Origin of the sequence: Salinibaculum sp. SYNS191 (assembly GCF_037338445.1) — an archaeon.
GTDB classification, from domain to species: Archaea; Halobacteriota; Halobacteria; order Halobacteriales; family Haloarculaceae; genus Salinibaculum; species Salinibaculum marinum.
Window position 1 is genome coordinate 1,438,605 of sequence record NZ_CP147838.1, and the last position, 15,509, is coordinate 1,454,113.

Sequence of the window (15,509 nt, forward strand, 5' to 3'; positions counted from 1 at the left end):
TCGGACCGAACTGCCCGGTGAGTAATCCGCACGTGAATCTCAATCAACACTTTTGCCGCGACGAGCCTACACAACTGTGGTCATGCCAGACGGCACCACGGAACTGGAGGACGCGGCACTCGCGGAGGAGGGGAGCAAGTACGACCGGCTCGGCGGCATCGTCGCCGACGGGGTGGTCGGCGCGGCCGGCGGTCTCGTCGGGGTGGCGATGATGACGGTCGTGTTGCTCGTCGCGGAGTCCTTCGGTGCGTTCTCGCGGGAGTCCTTCGGCGCGCTGGCCCGGCTCGTCGGACTGGGCGGGCTCGTTCCGGAGGTTACCGTCGGCTACCTCATTTTCCTGGCTGGCGGGATGTTCCCCTGGCCGCTGCTGTTTGCCTCGCTGAAGGAGTATCTCCCGGGGGACTCCTGGCCCGTCGCCGGCGTCTTCTTCGGGACGGCGCTGTGGACCGGCTTCGTCGGCGCGTTCTACGCCGGCTTCGGCGGCGTCTCGCTCGTGCTCTATCTCGTCCTGACGCTGGTCGCCCACTGGGTCTACGGCGCGTCGCTGGGCCTGGTCTTCAGCTACCTCTCCGAACGGCCGGATACGCTGGTCTGAGCCGGGCGAGAGCGCCAGCCGTTAAGACGCCGGGCGGTCTACGGGCGCGTATGTACCTGACGGAGGTAACGTGGACCGACGCCGAGGCCGCCGACACCGACCTCGCGGTCCTGCCCGTCGGCAGCACCGAACAGCACGGCCCGCACGCGCCGCTGGGGACCGACCACCTCGCCGCGGCGGCTGTCACGGAGGCCGGCGTGGACGCCTACGACGGGGAGGTCGTCGTCGCGCCGGCGCTGCCGGTCGGGGTCGCCGAGGAGCACCGCCACTTCGCGGGGACGCTGTGGGTCAGCGAGGACACCTTCCGCGCGAACGTCCGCGAGACCGTCGCCAGCCTCGCCCACCACGGCTGGGACCGCGTGGTCGTCGTCAACGGCCACGGCGGCAACACCGCCCCCCTCCGGGAGGTCTGCGGCCGCCTCACCCGCGACGGCACCGCCTACACCGTCCCCTTCACCTGGTTCGACACCGTCGACGCCGGGGACGCGGCGGCGCTGCCCGACGACGCCGGGATGGGCCACGGCGGGGCCGTCGAGACCAGCCTCGTCCGGCACATCCAGCCGGACATCGTCGACGAGGACCGCTTCGAGCAGGCGGCGACCGAGGGAGCCGACGGCTGGGGCGAGTGGCAGTCCGGGACGAACCTGGCCTACGACACCGCGGAGTTCTCCGAAAGCGGGACCGTCGGCGACCCCGGACAGAGCAGCGCCGAGGCGGGCGAGCAACTGCTCGCGGCGGCGGCCGACGCGCTGGCGGACCTGCTCGGGACTGTCGAGCGCCGGGAGTGGCACCAGAAAAACTGACGCTCGGACTCAGGCTTCGGCTTCGGCGGCGTCGGCGTCCGCGTCGGTGTCGGCGTCCGCGTCGGTGTCGGCGTCGTCGTCGGCGTCTTCCAGCGCGCTGCGGAGTTGCGGAATCGTGCTGGTGAGGTCGCCCACCTGCTCGCGGGCGTCCTCGATGTCCGTCACGAGTTCTTCCACGTCCGCGATTGCCTCCTCCAGGTCCCCGGCGTCCTCGAAGGCGTCGGCGCGCTCGCCCATCGTGTACCACTTCTTCGCGTCGCGGAGGTGGTCCTCGGCGTCGCCGACGTCGAGCGCCGACCGGAGCGCGTTCAGCACGCCCAGCGTGTTGTCGGCCTCGACCTCCCAGACGTCGTCGGCGTCGGGCAGGCTCTCGCGGGCCGCGGCCAGAGAGTCCTCCACGTCCGCGCGCATCTCCGATGCCGCCTCGCCGAAGAGTTCGTCGTCGTCGAGTGTCGATTGACTCATACCGGCATCTTCGCCGGCGGACGGGTTAAACGCACGCCTGAAAGTGAAAGTGAAACCGACCGACACGAGAGGGGGCGCGAGGTTAGTCCGGGACGACGGAAGCAGCGGGGGCCGTTCGGGCTAGCCGGCGAGCTGTATCGCGCGGGCGACGACGTACATGAGCACGATTCCGGCACCGACGGCGAGGACGAGCTGCGTCGCGAGGACGAACAGGATACTGAGACTGGAGTTACCGAACAGGATACCGAGGAGAAACGGAATCAGCGCCAGCCCGCCGAACAGGACGATGAGTCCCGCGAGCGGGAACGCCTCTGCTCGAATCTGGCTCGTATCCAGCTCACCGGACTCCCTGTCGATGAACGGCGGGGACGCGGACATCGTTCGAACATCTCAACTGAGCGTGATAAATATTCGGGCAGCGTCCGTCGCCGCGGACCGCTACGGCGAGCGGACCGACTCGCGGCGCTCCGGAATCAGGTCCAGTTCTGGCTCTACGTCACCGAGGACGAGCAGTTCGTAGTACCGCGTGAACGACTTCAGCGGCACCTGGACGACGGCGGTCACGGCGAGCAACGTCAGGACGTAGACCGCGAGCAACAGCCCGTAGACCACCGCCGACCCGAGCGTCAGCGCGCCGCCGGTGCCGAACCAGGCGACGCCGCCGAGGACGACGAAGGGGACGCCCACGACGACGGCGGCGATGCCGACGGCGATGCCCGCGACGATGCCGACGCCGATGGTGAGGGCAAAGCGGACGAGCACGTAGAGTGCGAACTGCCCGAGGTTCCCGCGCAGCACCGGCCAGAACCGCCCCCACGCGCTCCGCAGACCGCGGTCCTCGTGTATCATCGTCGGGACGACGAACTCCGTGGTGAGGCCGTGGACGACGGCGGCCGTGACGCCGACGACGAGCCCGACGGGGACGAGGACGGCCACGCCGAAGAGTAGTTGGGCGTCGTTGCCGATTGCCGGGACGACGAGCACGAGCGCGAGCGCGGCGAACAGGCCGACGACGACGAGTCCGAGGACGAGCCGGAAGGCGAAGAGCGCCAGCCCGCCACCGAGGTACTCCCGCATCGTCGCACGGACGGCCACCGACCCGGTGCGCAGCGAGTCGACCAGGACGAACTCCATGATGGAACCGACGAGCGCGAAGACGACGCCGACGAGCGCGAAGACGACGGCCAGCCCCACCAGAAACGGGAGGACTGTGTCGAACAGTTCGGGGAGCGAATCGAGACCGGGGGGAACGTCGACGACGCCGAGTTCCTCCGCCGAGACGTTCCAGGAGGTGTTCGGGAGCGAACTGACTCCCGACCCGCCGGAGAGGAAGAACACGACGACGGCGAGTTTCAGCCACCGGCTCCGGTCCACGGGGAGGAGGAAGTCGCGCGTGGCCTCGACGGCGTCGTCCACGCACTCCAGGGCATAGTAGGCCATACTGAACATGCGCCTGTCAGCGACATAAATCTGATACATCGGGGAGCAGTCGGCGGGCGAGCACGCCGTGCTTGCGGCTCAGGACCGCACGTCGACCACTTCCATCAGCGGGTAGCCGTCGGCCATCCGCATCTGTGCGTGGACGGCCACGCCCTCGTAGGCTATCTCCACGTCCACGTCCATGAACCGTCCCGTCAGCTCCGTGTAGTCGGCGCTGGCGTCGGCGAGTGCGTCCCGCAGTCGGTCCTCGCGAACGTCCACGACGACGTTCTCGCAGTGGGGCTGGTTCTCGATGGCCGCCTCCATCGCTCGTGCGAGCGAGTCCGCGCTCGCGGGGCTGACGGGCGTGCCCGCGAACTGGTGATACAGCGAGCCGAACTTGATGCCGGCCTCGAAGCAGGCCACCTGCGCCGCCGTCGGGTCCGCGTCCTCGGTCATACCGCCAGTACCCGCGCACGGCGTAATGATGCGTCGGTCGCGGCAACGCGGCGACAGGACTCGCAACAAATCGTATGCTACTTACCGGTCGTTCGCCTGGCTACGACTGAATGGACGAGCCGGTCTTGCTCACGGGTGCTGGCGGTCACGTCGGGCAGGTCATCCTCCGGGGGCTGGGCGAGAAGTACGACTGGCGACTGATGTACCACAGCCAGCCCGCCGAGGAGCCGGACCACCCCTACTGGACCGGCGAGGTACAGGACTACGAGGACGTCGCCCCCGCCGCCGAGGGCGTCGGCGCTATCATCCACCTCGCCGGCGACCCCCGCCCCAGCGCCCCCTGGACGAGCGTGCTGGAGAACAACATCGACGGCACCCACACGCTCTACGAGGTGGCTGTCGACGAGGGCGTCGAGAAGGTGGTCTACGCCTCCTCGAACCACGCCGTCGGCGCCTTCGAGAGCGACCAGCGCACCCCCGAGATGTACCGCGCGGACGACGACTTCCGCCTGGACGGGACGGAACTGCCCCGCCCCGGCAACAAGTACGGCATCTCGAAGGCCACCGGCGAAATCATCGGCCGGTACTACCACGACAAACACGACATCTCGGTGTGCAACGTCCGCATCGGCAACCTCAACGAGCAGCACCCACCCATCGACTACGAGCGCGGCCAGGCGATGTGGCTCTCGCCCCGTGACTGCTGGCACCTCCACGACTGCGCGCTCCGGGCCGACTACGACTACGAAATCGTCTACGGCATCTCCGACAACGACCGCAAGTACTACTCCTTAGAGCGCGCCAAAGAAGCCCTCGGCTACGCCCCCCGCGACAACTCCGCGGAGTGGAACGGCGACGAACAGGTCCAGTAACACGCCCCGGCCGCCGTGGCACAGTGAGTCATACTATCACTTTTCGTGTACTTCCGTGGCTGCGTCGACCGGTCGGATTTTCCGCCCAAGTTACAGGATATTTAGGTTACTGACGTGACGTAGATGTCCCGTAGAGTGTCTCGAACAGCAAATATTGCGAAATCCGGTATCGAATTCCGATATGAAAAATAGTCATCTATCACGGTCGACGCTGAACAAAATATCACACTTCCAATATATTTAAGCCCGTCCAGCAACGAGGTCCACATGCAATGGCGAAGCAAGTGACCAGACCCAAGAGTGGTCCCGTACGACTGAAAGACACGCCGCGTCCGGAGGACCTCGCACGGGTCGACAGCCCGCTGAAGAGCCTGCTGGCCTGGCTGCGGGAGTAGCCACAGCGTCGACTGACGTCACGACAGGTTCGCGGACGCGATTTTTCCGGCAGCAACAATCCGAAAGCGGCGCGTACGCCTGGAGCGCGTCACCGGCGCGTCAGTCGAACAGTCCCTCGACGTCCTCCTCGCGGCTGCGGCGGCGCTCGACGTGCTCGGCCAGGCGCTGGGCGACGATGCCGCGGCTCTCCGGGTCGCGCACGAAGTCGAACAGGAAGGTGACGAAGGGGCTCTCGGTCTTGCCGTCGTCGAGGTCCGCGCGGGCGTACTCGACGGCGTCCGCGACGACGGCCTCGTCGTAGCCGTGTTCCTCCGCCAGCACGTCCGCGGCGACGGCCGTCGATTCGAAGTCGAGGTCCGTCAGCGCGAGTCGGTCGCCCTCGTGGGCGAGCGCGAGCGGCGGCCGGCGCTCGATACATTCCGGGTCGGCGGCCAGGTCCCCGAGGTAGGAGCGGACGGCGGCCACGTCGACGCCGCGGTAGTCGTCGTCCAGGCCGGCCAGGTACTCGCGGGCGCTCGTGGCCAGGCCGGTCGCGCCGGACCAGTTGCCGTTGCGGGCGTGGAAGACGGCGGCGGTGAACTGGATGAGCCCGTGGAGGAACCGCTCGTCGTCGGTGCCCGACTCCAGGTCGAGCCAGTGGTCCTCCCAGGCGTCGTGGGCGGCGTGGTAGCCGCCGGCGTTGTAGACGGCGATGCCGGCCCGGAGGTGGGCGTCCATGTCGGGCCGTTGGGGAGCGCGGGCCGTAACTCTGACGCGCTCGCCCCCGGGCGTCGGCGTCATCGTTATACCCGTCCGCACCAATCGTCCCAAGACACACGCTGTCCTGACAAATGGCTCCAGAAGCGACGGACTCCGACGGAGCGCCGGCACGCGATACGGTGCGAATCCTGCTCGTCGCGTGCTGTCTGCTCGCGCTGGTGCTCGCCGGGATGCTGGTCCCTTCGCTCACCGGCGGTGCCGGGGGCAGTCCCGCCGAGCGCCTCGTCCCCGGAACCGCGCTCAGCTCCGAGGGACCGCCGGGAAGCGGCCTCGGACCGGAGGAACTGGGGAACATCGGCCGGAGCGGCTTCGGCGCGCTCAACCCCTCCCGGAACACCGACGTCGGCGGCGCGACGGGCGTCGATGGCCCCAACCCCTACCAGTCACAGAACAACACCGTCCACTTCACCGTCACCAGCCCGCGGCCGGCCTACTGGCGCACCGCCGCCTACGACCGCTACACCGGCACCGGCTGGCGACAGAGCGGCGGCGCAGTGCCGCTGGACGGGCCCATCGAGGGTGACGGCATCCAGGGGCCCCGCGTCGAGTACGAGGTGACGCTGAACCGGTCGGCCACCGCGCTGCCGACGGTCTGGCGGCCGAGCACCGTCCGCGACCGGTCGGGGCTGTTCGTGACCGACCAGCGCGCCGTTCGCACCGACCAGGCGCTCGGGACCGGGGAGAGCTACGTCGGCGTCAGCCACCGACCGCCCCAGGACACCGCGCTGTTGCGGGCGGCCGGGACCGACTACCCGGTCGACGTCGAGCGCCGCTACACGGACCTGCCGACCGACGTCCCCGCCCGCGTCGGCCAGTTCACCGACGAACTGACGCGCAACGCCTCCACGCCCTACGAGACGGCCGTCACTATCGAGGAGTGGCTCGAAACCGACAAGGCGTACTCGCTGAACGTCTCCCGGACCAGCGACTCGATGGCCGACACGTTCATCTTCGACATGGACCGGGGGTACTGCGAGTACTTCGCGACGTCGATGGTCGTCATGCTGCGCTCACAGGGCATCCCCGCCCGCTACACGGTCGGGTACTCGACCGGCCAGCAGGCCGGCGACACCTACACCGTCCGCGCGATGAACGCCCACGCCTGGGTCGAGGTCTACTTCGAGGACGTCGGCTGGGTGAAGTTCGACCCCACGCCCGGCAGCGAGCGCCTCCGAACCGAACAGCAGTCGCTGGCGGAGCAGAGCCCGAACGAGGAGTACACGCCCCGCGAGGAGGGCAGCCCCGGCGAGTCCTTCACGCCGGAGGGGGAGACGGCCGAACGGACGCCGACGGCCACGCCCGCCCCCGGCGAGACGCCGACGGACGGACCCGACGAGACGGACCCGGAAGACCAAGACGACGGAACAACCGGCCAGACAGAGTCGGGGTACGACATCTCGCTGAACCGGACCGCAGTCCCCGGGACGGCCGTCGAGGTCAGCGTCTCGCGCAACGGCGTCCCCGCGGCCGGGGCGACGGTGCTGTTCAACGGCGACCCCGTCGGGACGACCGACGAGCAGGGGACGGTCGTCGCTACCGTCCCCTACACCCGGGAACTCCGTGTCGACGTCGACGACGGGTCCGCCGCCAGTTTCGCCGCGGCGGGGGCGCGGGCACTCCCGGCAGACACCGACCGCTTCTACCGTCTCCCCCCACCGTCGACGGGTGCGGCGGAGGTGACCATCCCCGTCGAGACGAACGCGACGGTCACCGTCTCCGGCGACGTCGTTCCCGGGGCGACTGTCACCGTCACCGCGACGGTCGACGACGTCCCCGTCGAGGGCGCGGCCGTCCACGTCGACGACAGGCAGGTGGCGACGACGGGCGACAGTGGCCGGGCGACGGTGGCGCTCCCGGACCAGCCCGGACCCGTCACGATAGCCGTCGAGCGGGAGCCGATTGCCGGCTCGCGGACGCTCACGCTGCCGTCGCTGAACGTCAGCGTCGCGCCCGACGCGCCGCTCGCGCTCCCGCTGACCACCGCGACGGTGACGGTGACGGCCGGCGGCGACCCCGTCAGTTCCGCCCCCGTCCTGCGCGACGGCCGACGGGCCGCGACGACGGGCGTCGACGGGACGGCCACGGTCGGGTTGCCCCTCGCGTCGAGCACCACCCTCACGGCCAGCGCCTTCGGCCTGACCGACGAAGCGACGGTCTCCGGGCTTCTCGCGAACCTCGGGCTGGCGCTCGCTGGGCTGGTGCTGGCCGTCGCCGTGCCGCTGGGGGTGGCCGCTCGCCGCGGGTACGCGCCGCGTGAGGTCCTGGCGCTGCTCCGTCGGCTCCCCCGGCTGACGGTCCAGGCCGCGCAGTGGCTGCTCGTGACGCTGGCGACGCGTGGCGACGAACTGCTCGCCCGCCTGGCCGCGCGGCTCCGCCGGACTGCCGCCCACCTGGCCGCCCTGCTGCGCGGGAGGGTGACTCCGGCCGAACTGTGGGCGGCGCTGCTGGCGTGGCTGACGACGAAGCGACGGACGCTCCGACGCCGCGTCGGGCGCGGCGAGACCCCCGAGGAGCGGCCGGCCGAGACGACGCCGGCGGAGGCACGCCGGACCGTGCGGAGCGCGTGGGCGCAGTTCCTCGACTACGTCAGCCTCCGGCGACAGCGCACGAAGACGCCGGGAGAGATCGCCCGCCACGCCGTCGACCGCGACGGCCTGCCGGCGGAGCCGGTGGCGAGACTCCGGGACGCCTTCCGCGAGGTCGAGTACGGCGCGCGCTCGGCCAGCGAGCGGCTGGAGCGCGTCGAGGAGGCGCTTTCGGCAATCGAGCGGGACCGGGCCGACGAGAGCGAGGAGACGACAGACGGACCGCGGGGGGCGGAGTGATGCGCCTGCGGGTCGCCGTCTTCGGCACGCTCGGGGCGCTGGCGACGCTCGTCGCCGCGGTGTTCGTGGTCGCGCCGGAGGTGCTACTCGCCGTCGGCCCCGTCGAGGCCGTCGTCGGACAGCTCTCGGGCCTCGACCCGACGCTCGTGATGCTGGTCGCGACGCTCGTCGTCGGGCTGTACGTCACGGTGGCGGCGCGCTCCTCGCCGGGCGACCGGACGGTCGCCAGCGCCTCGCCCGCCGAGCGACGGTTCGACGGGGCCGTCACGGCCCCGCCGGAGGCGGTGACGGCCGACCGGCGGACGCTGACCGCCGCCGACATCGACGCGGACGTCGACCGGGCCGTCGCGTCCGGCGGCGCACGGCTGGCAGCGGTGCGGGACGCGCTGACCGGCCTCGTCGTCGAGGCGTACGCACGGCGCTACCAGGTCAGACGGGCCCAGGCCCGCGACGTCGTCGCCTCGGGCGACTGGACCGACGACCGCGTCGCGGCGGCCTTTCTCGGTGCCGAGGAAGGGCCGCAGGCGTCGCTGCTCTCGCGGGTCAGGCTGTGGCTGACGCCGGAACGGGAGCGCGAGCGCCGAATCCGGCGCACGCTCGCCGCGGCGACCGCACTCACGGAGGAGACGCCATGACGCGCCGGCGGGTCCATCGGTGGAACGTCGGCCTGGTCGGGACGCTCGCGCTGACCGGCTTCGGCCTGCTCTACGCCAGCCGCACTCTGCTGGTCGCCGCCGCGATTCCGCTCACCTACGTCCTCTACGGCGTCGTCTCGGGCCTCCCCGCGTCCGCGGAGGTGGCCGTCCGCCGGTCGTTCGACCAGCCCGACCCCCGACCGGGCGAGGCGGTCACCGTCACCGTGACCGTCGAGAACACCGGCGACAGCGTGCTGAGTGACCTGCGGGTCATCGACGGCGTGCCGGACGAACTGGCGGTCACCGACGGGTCGCCGCGGGCCGCGCTCTCGGTCCCGCCCGGCGGCAGCGCGACGCTCGAATACACCGTGGTCGCCAAGCGCGGCCAGTACGACTTCGGCGACCCCGCCGTCCGCCTGCGCTCGCTTGCGGCCACGGAGGTCGAGACACTGACCGTCGACGCCGACGGCGACGTGACCCTCTCGTGTGCCAACACGGTCGAGCACGCGCCCATCCGTGACGCCGCGCTCCCGCGGGCCGGGACGCTGCCGACCGACACCGGCGGGAGCGGGCTGGAGTTCTACGCCACCCGGCAGTACCAGGCCGGCGACCCGATGAACAGGGTCGACTGGCGACACTACGCCAAGACCGGCGAGTTCGTCACCGTCCAGTACCGCCAGGAGCAGTCCATCCGGACCGTCCTGCTGGTCGACGCCCGCCCCGTCGGACGTATCACGCCGCGCGCGGGCTATCCGACCGGCGCGGAACTGTGCGCGTACGCGGGCGAGCGGCTGTACGACACGCTCAGCGACGCCGGCATCGCCACGACGGTCACCGCCGTCGGCGTCGACGACGGCGCGCTCGACGGGCTGGTCGGCCCGGACGGCCTCCCCTGGGTCGACCCCGAGGAGCGCGGCCACGCCGCCCGCGCCAAGCGGGTGCTGAGCGAACTGCAGGACGTCGCCGACCAGAACGCGGCCCCGCACACGCTGGGCGACGTCGGCGGCAGGGAGCGAGCGGCGGCGACCACCCGGGAGCGTCGGAGACGGCCGGAGGCGACCGCCGAGACGGAAACTGCGAGCGGCGAGACCGACGGCCAGTCCGCGGACCGCGAGGTGGCGACGACGCCGCGGGCCGACGGCGGCCCCGACGAGCGCATCCAGCGCGTGCTCGCGCGCCTCCCGCCGAACGCGCAGGTCGTCGTCTGCTCGCCCGTCGTCGACGGCTGGCCGGCCGACCTGGTCCGGTCGCTGGCGGTGCGTGGCTACCCGCAGGTCCTGGTCAGCCCGGACGTCACCGGCGGGGACAGTGTCGGCCAGACCATCCTGGGCGTCCGCCGCCGACTCCACCTCCGGGAGGCCGAACTCGCCGGCGCGACGACGGTCAGCTGGGACCTCGACCAGCCCATCGACTACGCGCTCCGGGAGTCGCTGCCACACCTGCTGGGGGGACGATGAGCACCGAAACGTCCACCCACACCGGCCGGCCGACGCTGACGAGCACGGCCATCACCGCCGTCGTCACGGCCGGCCTCGTCGCACTCCTGTTCGGCGAGGTCGACCTCGTGCTGTGGCCGGCGCTGTTCGGGACGGCGGGCGCGGCCTGCTTCGCCGCGAGCCTCCACCTCGTCTCGACAGCGCGGATGGAGACCGTGACGGGCGTCCTCGCCAGCCTGCTGACCGTGGCCGTCGGCGTCGGCTTCCTCGTCGGGACCGTGGGCACGGTGCTGGTGCTCGTCGGCTCCTTCTTCCCCGTCGAGACCACCGGACAGCTCGTCACCCGCTCGCTCCTGTTGCTCAGCCAGGTCGGCGTCGTCGTCGGCTGCCTGTTCGCCGTCCTCGGCGTGGCCGTCGGCGTCCGCAACGTCGTCGACGGCTCCACCCTGGCGTCGTACTTCTGGCTGACCGTCAAGACCAGCCTCGTCCCCGCCGTCGCCGGCGCGGCGATGGTCGTCGGCGCGTACCTGACCAGCGGCAGCCAGCCGCCGGTACTGCTCGGACCGCTGCTGGCCGGAGTAGGCGACTGGCTGCTCGCGCCCGCGCCCGTGACGACACACCTCGGGACGCTGGCGCTGCTGGTCGCGGTCGCCGCGCTGTCGGTCCGGGCGGCCATCGCCGCACTCCCCGTCGCGGAACTGCTCGCCGACAGCGGGGGCGGCGAGACCGAGCAGCGCCGCGTCGAGGGGGTCCGGCGAGCCCTGACCTGGACGGCCGCGGTCGGCGTCGTCGGCGCGATTCCCCTCGCCGTCCTCGAAGTGGGCGGCGGCCCGACCGACCTCCGCCAACTCGTCGGGCCGGGGCTGTACCGCACGCTGGTCGAGCTGTCGACGGCCCCGCCGCTCCGGTCGGTCCTCGTCGGCGCCACGGCCGTCGCGGTGCCGACGGTGGTCGCGACCCGGTTGCTCCGGCGGGCCGCACGCGGGTCGATTACTGGCTTTCTCAGCAGAATCGGCCCCTTCGTCGGTGGCGCCGTCGTCACTGCGGTCGCCATCGCCGTCGCGCAGTCGGTGGTCGCCTGGCTCGTCGCGTCGATCGCCGCCGAGCTACCCACTCCTTTCGAGACGGCGTTCCGCGAGAGCGTGACGCTCTACACCGACTTCTTCGGGGCTGGCACCATCGTCGTCGTGCTCGTGGCGCTGCTCGTCGGCGTGACGGCAGCGGTGGTCCTCGTCGGCCGCCTCGCACTCCTCGCGGGCTACCTGTCGGGGGAGACGGCCGGGTACTCGCTGGCAAGCGGCGGCCTGTTCGTCGCCGCCACCTTCGCCGGCACGGTCGACGCGCCGGCGTGGCTGGTCTTCGGCGGCCTCGTCGGCGCGTTCCTCGTCTGGGACGTCGGCCGCTACGGGACGACGCTGGGCGAGGAAATCGGCCGACGCGCCCCGACGCGCAACGCCGAACTCGTCCACGCCGGCGGGACGCTGGCGGTCGGACTGGTCGGGACGGTTCTGGCCTACGGCGTCGCGACGACCATCGAGGCCGACATCGCCGCCGACTCGCCGACCGCCGTCGTCGCGCTGATGGGCGTGCTCGCCGGCATCGTCTTCCTCGTCGCGGCGCTGCGGTGAGCCCTATCGGAATTCGCAGAAGTAGTCATACTTTCGAACCTGACTGAGTGGGGACTTGTTGAATCCGTCGTGCAAGATACAGAGCGCGTATCGGTAACCACTTTTTGGCCAGGTAGCGGGATGATGAATCGGTCAGTACAGCTGGAGAATTTATTGCTCCACGAATCGTGTATTTTTGTGAAACGCTTTTTATTCGAGAGAGCGGAACCATACCCGTGGATTTCCGTAAAGTCCTCGCGGCGGTCGGATTCGTCGTCGTGGTGGACAGAGCGATTCGCCTACTCGCCGGTGAACTCACACGGGAAACGTTATTTGCACCCCTGTGGCCTGGGTTTGCCACCTCACATCCGGTGATTTTCGCGTGGATAGGGATTATCTGTGCGCTCGTGCTCACAGAAGCGTTTATCGCCCCAGCCTTGCAGATTGAAGACTCGTGAGCCTCTCGTCACTGACCGCCACGAGATGATTTCCACAGCGGGTTGACGTTCAGTCGGCAGGTGTACTGACCAGCTGATTCATCAGAATCGGCACGAAACCAACGATAGCCGACGGGTGACTACACGCTCTGAATCTCGTACGGCGTTGCTGGTACGCACCACAGGATAGTCAGTCGAATGATGGGTTCTTTTGCGAATCTCTACGACTCCCCGTCCTGACGGTGGCCGTCGGGCCGCGGTGACCCGCCGCCCCCGCTGCCGTCCTGTGGCTCGCCGCCGACGGCCGGGACCTCGACGCTATCCAGCACCGACGCGACGACTTCCGAGCGGTCGGTCCCGCGGACGCTGGCGTCGGCGGTCAGGACGATGCGGTGGGTGAAGACGGGCGCGACGACCCGCTTGACGTCGTCGGGGACGACGTAGTCGCGCCCACGGAGCACGGCGAGGGCGCGGGCGGCCTCGAACAGGCGCTGGACCCCCCGCGGTGAGACGCCGACCTCGACGCGGCGGTCCTCGCGGGTCGCCCGACCGAGGTCAACGACGTAGTCGCGCAGGCGCTCGTCCATCGTCACGCCCTCGGGGACGCGCTGGAGGGCGGAGACGCGCTCGCCGTCGACGACTGGGTCGACGCTGGGGGCCTGCTCCACGCGGCCGGCACGGCGGGCCAGCAGTTCCCGCTCGCCGTCGCGGTCGGGATAGCCCATGGCCGTCTTGATGACGAAGCGGTCACGCTGGGCCTCGGGCAGGCCGAAGGTCCCCTCCTGCTCGACGGGGTTCTGCGTCGCGATGACGAAGAAGGGGTCGGGGAGTTCGTGTGTCGTCCCGTCGACGGTGACCTGCTGTTCGCCCATCGCCTCCAGCAGCGCGGCCTGTGTCTTCGGCGGCGCGCGGTTTATCTCGTCGGCGAGGACGACGTTCGCGAAGACCGGCCCCGGCGAGAACTCGAAGGAGCCGGCGGCCTCGTTGTAGATGTTCGACCCGGTGATGTCGGAGGGCAACAGGTCCGGGGTGAACTGGATGCGCTGGAAGTCGAGGTTCAGTGCGGTGGCGAAACTCCGCGCCGTGAGCGTCTTGCCCGTCCCCGGCACGTCCTCCAGCAGGACGTGTCCCCGCGCCAGGATGCCGGTCATCAGCGTCTCCAGGAACTCCCTGTCCGCGATGACGGCCTCGCCCACCGCGTCCAGAATCCGCGTACAGAGGTCGCCGGCGCGCTCGTGGTCCATGCCAGTTACTGCCGCGAGCGGAGGGAAAACATCTTCGCCGCGAGCGCACCCGCGCGGGGAAAACTGCTTAGTGAGGCGAGGCCGTGCTATCTTGTGCCATGGCAGTCTGTCCAACCTGTGAGTCCGACATCTCCGAGTGGGCACAGCGCATCGAGAAGGCACCGGCGGCGAACACGCCGAAGGTCTGGACGTGTCCGGAGTGCGACGTGGTGCTCGGCATCTCCGACTGGGGCACCGAGTGAGCGGTCAGCGCCCGGCGGCGACGATGTCAGCGACGCGGTCAGTCCCCTCCGCGACGACGCCGCCGTGGTGACACAGCGTCCGGTCGAAGTCGAGGTCAGCCAGTCGCTCGGCGGAGGAAAGTGCCTCGTCCATGTCGGGCGTGTACATCTCGTTAGGACCCTGCAGTCCGTCGGCGTCGGCGGTCAGCGCGTCGCCGGCCAGCAACAGGCCCGCCTCGGGCAGGTGCAGCGAGACGTGACCCGGCGCGTGACCGGGCGTGAAGACGACGTCCATCGGTCCGGCCGCGGTGTTGAAGGAGACGCCGTCGACGAGTTCCACGTCCACGTCGGCGGGCGGGTACCGCTCGCCGTCGGGCGACTTGAGCGGCGACTTGCGGCCGTCGACGTAGGGCGCACATCGCTCGTGGGCGTAGACGGTCGGCGTCGCCCGCTCCAGCAGGTCCGCGAGGCCGCCCGCGTGGTCGCCGTCCTGGTGGGTGAGGACGACGCCGCGGACGTCGCTCCAGTCGAACCCGGCCTCGGCGAGGTTCGCCTCCACCTGGTCCGTCAGCCCCGGAAAGCCGACGTCGACGAGCAACAGCCCCTTGGCCGTCTCGACGGCCGACGGGTGGAAGGTCTGGTCGGTCCCGTCGCGCGAAACTGTCTGTGAGAACGCGTAAACGCCGCCTGGGAGTGCCATACCCTCCGTAGGGGTCCCGGTCGTATAGTCGTTCACGCCGGCCAGACGTGCGTGCGGCGGTGGAGTGACGCGGGTACCAGACCGTGAGTGGGTGTGCGGACTGGGAGTGAGTGTGCCGATGATAGGCTGTGAGTATGTGAGTGAAAAATCACGAGATATGGCGTGCATGAACAGCAAAGTCCGAAAATCTAAATGCGGCCGCTGTCAAGTAGCGATAGCTATGTCTTCCGAGACGGCCGACGCCGACTTCCTTCGGAGTGGGGACGAGGACGACGCGACCGGGGGCGTCACACTCGACCCGTCGCTCGACTCGGTCATCGGGGCCCTGACCGACCACCGTCGGCGGGGGGTACTCTACGTTCTCTCCGACCGGGACGAACCCACGTTCGTGGTCGACCTCGCGCAGAAGGTCGCTCTGATGGACCCGGGCGAGGACGACATCGAGACTATTCTGACCGAACTCCACCACGTCCACCTGCCGAAACTGTCACGAGCAGACCTCGTGACGTTCGACGAGTCCGCCAACACCGTCCGCTACACCGGCGACGAGCGCGTCGACGAACTCCTCGACCGGGCGCGGGAACGCGAACAGCGGGACTGACACGCCGACGTGGGGCGAGCGACAGGACCGCCGAG

18 protein-coding genes are annotated in these 15,509 nt (G+C 70.1%); 11 read left to right on the forward strand and 7 right to left on the reverse strand.

What is annotated here, in order from left to right; all coding sequences use genetic code 11:
* Positions 1-82 precede the first annotated feature (82 nt).
* Entirely contained in the window at positions 83-595 is a 513-nt protein-coding gene (locus WDJ57_RS07870) for a DUF6789 family protein (protein ID WP_338905372.1), read from the forward strand.
* Between the two features lie 50 nt (positions 596-645).
* Entirely contained in the window at positions 646-1,398 is a 753-nt protein-coding gene (locus WDJ57_RS07875) for a creatininase family protein (protein WP_338905374.1), read from the forward strand.
* A gap of 9 nt (positions 1,399-1,407) precedes the next feature.
* On the opposite strand, the gene WDJ57_RS07880 is transcribed toward WDJ57_RS07875, so the two are convergent.
* From WDJ57_RS07880 to WDJ57_RS07895, 4 genes are all read right to left on the reverse strand, one after another.
* Positions 1,408-1,863 carry a DUF5790 family protein gene (locus WDJ57_RS07880; protein WP_338905375.1) on the reverse strand — a complete coding sequence of 152 codons (456 nt, stop codon included), beginning with the start codon at positions 1,861-1,863 and terminating at the stop codon, positions 1,408-1,410.
* A gap of 120 nt (positions 1,864-1,983) precedes the next feature.
* Entirely contained in the window at positions 1,984-2,241 is a 258-nt protein-coding gene (locus WDJ57_RS07885) for a hypothetical protein (protein ID WP_338905376.1), read from the reverse strand.
* A gap of 60 nt (positions 2,242-2,301) precedes the next feature.
* Positions 2,302-3,303: a DUF7544 domain-containing protein gene (locus tag WDJ57_RS07890; RefSeq protein WP_338905377.1), complete on the reverse strand. Its 1,002-nt coding sequence runs from the start codon at positions 3,301-3,303 to the stop codon at positions 2,302-2,304.
* A 78-nt stretch (positions 3,304-3,381) separates the two neighbouring features.
* Positions 3,382-3,741, reverse strand: coding sequence for a dihydroneopterin aldolase family protein (locus tag WDJ57_RS07895; RefSeq protein WP_338905378.1), 360 nt, complete (start codon positions 3,739-3,741; stop codon positions 3,382-3,384).
* A gap of 110 nt (positions 3,742-3,851) precedes the next feature.
* Between WDJ57_RS07895 and azf the strand changes: the two genes are divergently transcribed.
* Both azf and WDJ57_RS07905 read left to right on the forward strand, forming a co-directional pair.
* On the forward strand, positions 3,852-4,613 hold the full coding sequence (azf, locus tag WDJ57_RS07900; RefSeq protein WP_338905379.1) for an NAD-dependent glucose-6-phosphate dehydrogenase Azf: 762 nt from the start codon (positions 3,852-3,854) through the stop codon (positions 4,611-4,613).
* Between the two features lie 272 nt (positions 4,614-4,885).
* Positions 4,886-5,008, forward strand: a complete 123-nt coding sequence (locus WDJ57_RS07905) for a hypothetical protein (protein ID WP_338905381.1) — start codon at positions 4,886-4,888, stop codon at positions 5,006-5,008.
* A gap of 100 nt (positions 5,009-5,108) precedes the next feature.
* Here WDJ57_RS07905 and WDJ57_RS07910 read toward each other — a convergent pair whose 3' ends face one another.
* Entirely contained in the window at positions 5,109-5,726 is a 618-nt protein-coding gene (locus tag WDJ57_RS07910) for a DUF309 domain-containing protein (protein ID WP_338906265.1), read from the reverse strand.
* Positions 5,727-5,839: 113 nt separating this feature from the next.
* Between WDJ57_RS07910 and WDJ57_RS07915 the strand changes: the two genes are divergently transcribed.
* The 5 genes from WDJ57_RS07915 to WDJ57_RS07935 all read left to right on the forward strand — a co-directional run bounded on the left by WDJ57_RS07915 (position 5,840) and on the right by WDJ57_RS07935 (position 12,729).
* A complete protein-coding gene (locus WDJ57_RS07915) occupies positions 5,840-8,593 on the forward strand; it encodes a transglutaminaseTgpA domain-containing protein (RefSeq protein WP_338905383.1) in 2,754 nt (917 codons plus the stop codon).
* Positions 8,593-9,228 carry a DUF7269 family protein gene (locus tag WDJ57_RS07920; protein ID WP_338905385.1) on the forward strand — a complete coding sequence of 212 codons (636 nt, stop codon included), beginning with the start codon at positions 8,593-8,595 and terminating at the stop codon, positions 9,226-9,228. The genes WDJ57_RS07915 and WDJ57_RS07920 overlap by 1 nt, the downstream gene beginning before the upstream one ends.
* Positions 9,225-10,685 carry a DUF58 domain-containing protein gene (locus WDJ57_RS07925; RefSeq protein ID WP_338905387.1) on the forward strand — a complete coding sequence of 487 codons (1,461 nt, stop codon included), beginning with the start codon at positions 9,225-9,227 and terminating at the stop codon, positions 10,683-10,685. The genes WDJ57_RS07920 and WDJ57_RS07925 overlap by 4 nt, the downstream gene beginning before the upstream one ends.
* Positions 10,682-12,292, forward strand: a complete 1,611-nt coding sequence (locus tag WDJ57_RS07930; RefSeq protein ID WP_338905388.1) for a DUF7519 family protein — start codon at positions 10,682-10,684, stop codon at positions 12,290-12,292. Before WDJ57_RS07925 ends, WDJ57_RS07930 begins: the two co-directional genes overlap by 4 nt.
* 215 nt (positions 12,293-12,507) lie before the next feature.
* Positions 12,508-12,729, forward strand: a complete 222-nt coding sequence (locus WDJ57_RS07935) for a hypothetical protein (protein WP_338905389.1) — start codon at positions 12,508-12,510, stop codon at positions 12,727-12,729.
* A gap of 200 nt (positions 12,730-12,929) precedes the next feature.
* On the opposite strand, the gene WDJ57_RS07940 is transcribed toward WDJ57_RS07935, so the two are convergent.
* Complete coding sequence (locus tag WDJ57_RS07940) at positions 12,930-13,952, reverse strand: AAA family ATPase (RefSeq protein ID WP_338905390.1); 1,023 nt, start codon at positions 13,950-13,952, stop codon at positions 12,930-12,932.
* 98 nt (positions 13,953-14,050) lie between these two features.
* Between WDJ57_RS07940 and WDJ57_RS07945 the strand changes: the two genes are divergently transcribed.
* On the forward strand, positions 14,051-14,194 hold the full coding sequence (locus WDJ57_RS07945) for a hypothetical protein (RefSeq protein ID WP_338905391.1): 144 nt from the start codon (positions 14,051-14,053) through the stop codon (positions 14,192-14,194).
* A gap of 4 nt (positions 14,195-14,198) precedes the next feature.
* Here WDJ57_RS07945 and WDJ57_RS07950 read toward each other — a convergent pair whose 3' ends face one another.
* Entirely contained in the window at positions 14,199-14,873 is a 675-nt protein-coding gene (locus tag WDJ57_RS07950; protein ID WP_338905393.1) for an MBL fold metallo-hydrolase, read from the reverse strand.
* Positions 14,874-15,093: 220 nt separating this feature from the next.
* Here WDJ57_RS07950 and WDJ57_RS07955 point away from each other — a divergent pair, with 220 nt between their 5' ends.
* A complete protein-coding gene (locus WDJ57_RS07955) occupies positions 15,094-15,474 on the forward strand; it encodes a DUF7344 domain-containing protein (RefSeq protein WP_338905395.1) in 381 nt (126 codons plus the stop codon).
* Positions 15,475-15,509 lie beyond the last annotated feature (35 nt).